This window comes from Clostridium sp. (assembly GCF_051656525.1).
Taxonomy (GTDB): Bacteria; Bacillota; Clostridia; order Clostridiales; family Clostridiaceae; genus Clostridium.
Genome location: NZ_JBOGCC010000411.1, coordinates 1 through 2,128, shown reverse-complemented (window position 1 = coordinate 2,128; position 2,128 = coordinate 1). Strand labels below are relative to the sequence as shown.

The 2,128-nt window shown below is 34.2% G+C and carries 4 protein-coding genes; all 4 read left to right on the top strand.

Going from position 1 to position 2,128, the window contains the following annotated elements:
- Window positions 1-221, top strand: a 221-nt coding sequence (locus ACRDDY_RS19785; RefSeq protein ID WP_438566621.1) for a hypothetical protein, incomplete at its 5' end; no start/stop codon positions are given.
- Window positions 222-241: 20 nt separating this feature from the next.
- Complete coding sequence (locus tag ACRDDY_RS19780; protein WP_438566620.1) at window positions 242-517, top strand: DUF5839 family protein; 276 nt, start codon at window positions 242-244, stop codon at window positions 515-517.
- 40 nt (window positions 518-557) lie between these two features.
- Window positions 558-722: a hypothetical protein gene (locus ACRDDY_RS19775; RefSeq protein WP_438566619.1), complete on the top strand. Its 165-nt coding sequence runs from the start codon at window positions 558-560 to the stop codon at window positions 720-722.
- 189 nt (window positions 723-911) lie between these two features.
- A partial coding sequence (locus ACRDDY_RS19770) for a plasmid recombination protein (RefSeq protein WP_438566618.1) occupies window positions 912-2,128 on the top strand: 1,217 nt, incomplete at its 3' end.

Sequence of the window (2,128 nt, the reverse complement as noted above, 5' to 3'; positions counted from 1 at the left end):
ACTGGACTGAAAAAGAATTAACTACGCTTGAAGCTTTACAGTTATACCAAGATCAATTCCTAACAACGAAAGAATTAAAACAAAAACAACGTGATTATAAAATCAAAGAGCGACAAACCGAAAAGAAATTTAAAGAACTGGCCGACCAAAAAACACAAGATTTAAGTTCAACTCCTATAGATCCAAGTTATTACTATGATTATATGAGTGAAGAAGAATAAAAAAATAGGGGGATTTTTAAATGAAGACAGAATTTAACGCAATTAAAGGAATGCACCTTAACAGAAACGAAGAGGGGAAAGAAGTTGTTTATCCGAAACGCTACAATTGGTATATCAACAAAACACTTCGTTTAAAATTAGGAGATAATCCAATTAAACCAGGCGATGTAGTTGCAGTTAGGAGTCCTAAAGGGAAAATAGGCACTGTTTTAGTGATGGAAGTTTTTAAATATGAATCAGATGAACGTCTCAAATCTATCATTGACGTGATTTCAAGATACGAAAAAAAAGAGTAGCGAAATTATAAGCCACTCGTTTAGAGAGGTGGTTTTCAACATGGAATTTATGACACATGACGAGAAAATTGCGCTAACGATAACGCAAATTTTAGAATTGAAACAAGGTTCAAGTGAGCCAACGTTAGCGTTGGACAAACTGTATCGAGCTTATTTCGAGCTAACTCATGAGTTAGTCGAAGATTATATTCTTAGCGATTATTAGGCTAAGAATATAAAATCTTTTGTGACCCCTTGGGTCTAATCGGCAAAGCCGAAACCCTCGGAGAGCCCTCGCACTTTGATACGGTAGTGTCAAAATGCTTATAGGGTTAAATGTTTTGTCATTCAATCCTTTGGATTTTCTTGCCAAAACCACCTCCCTAGTCTAGAATGGAATTAGGGAGGTGGTTGAATGAGTGCCATGACAATTAGTTTCAACGTGGGAACGAGTACGAGTTTAGCTCACAATAATCGTGATAATGTGTATGGTAATCCTGATATTGACGTGAGTAAAACGAAAGACAATATCTATTACCGTCAAGAAAACATCGAAGAGGTTTACGAGTTGATTTTCAATGAGGCCGTTTCAGATTACAATGCCAAACAAAAACGAAATGACCGAAAGATAGATAATTACTATTCAAAGATTTTACATGATAAAAAAACCGAACACCAACGAGAGATTATCGTGGCGATCGGTACCTCTAAAGACCTCATTGATAAAAAGTTAAAAAAGAAATTGTTAGATGATTACATGAACGGATTTCAAGATAGAAATCCTAATTTAAAGGTTTATAATGCGGTGCTTCATCTTGATGAAGCCAACCCCCATTTACATATTAACTACGTTCCTCACTTTACATCTAGTCGAGGACTTTCTAAGCGTGTCGGTCAAAATAAGGCTCTAGAGCAACAAGGATTTGCGGATTTCAAAGCTTGGAGGGATTCAGAAACAGGAGTTTTAGAATCTCAAATGAAAGAATATAAGCTAAAACGTGAATTTAAAGGCTCACACACTTATTTACATCACACAGAATATAAACAAATGAAAGATGTTGTAAATACGCTAGAATCGACCAAAAACACCCTTAAAAATGAAATTAGAGAAGAAGAACAGCTTAAATATACCGTTCAAAGCGAAATTAAGGTTCTAGAAAGCCATTTAGAGACAATTAAGGACTTTGATAACCAACACACCCCAAAAGTTGTTCTAGGGCGTGTTACAGAGCAAGAATATAAACATTTAAAAGATTCTGCAATTAAACAGTTAGTTCAATCGGGACATTTGAACGAGGAAAATAAGAAACTCACTCAAACCATTGAGAAATACGCTCGTGATAACACGGATTTGGAGCGTGAAGTCTTAGATTTAAAAAAAGAAAAAAAGAAAATAAATATCTATAAAGACGAATTAAGTCATGAGTTAGAGGTTTATAAATTCTTTATTCGAGTAATGGGATTAGAAAAAGCACTAGAATCTAGCAAAAAATTAATAAAATCAGTGCTAAACTTAGTGAAAGCACCCTATAAATTCACCTTAGAGCAATATAAATCAATTCAAAAACAAATAGAGAAGACCTTTGAATTACAATTAGACATTGATGAGGATGTATTAACTCAATTAAAAAA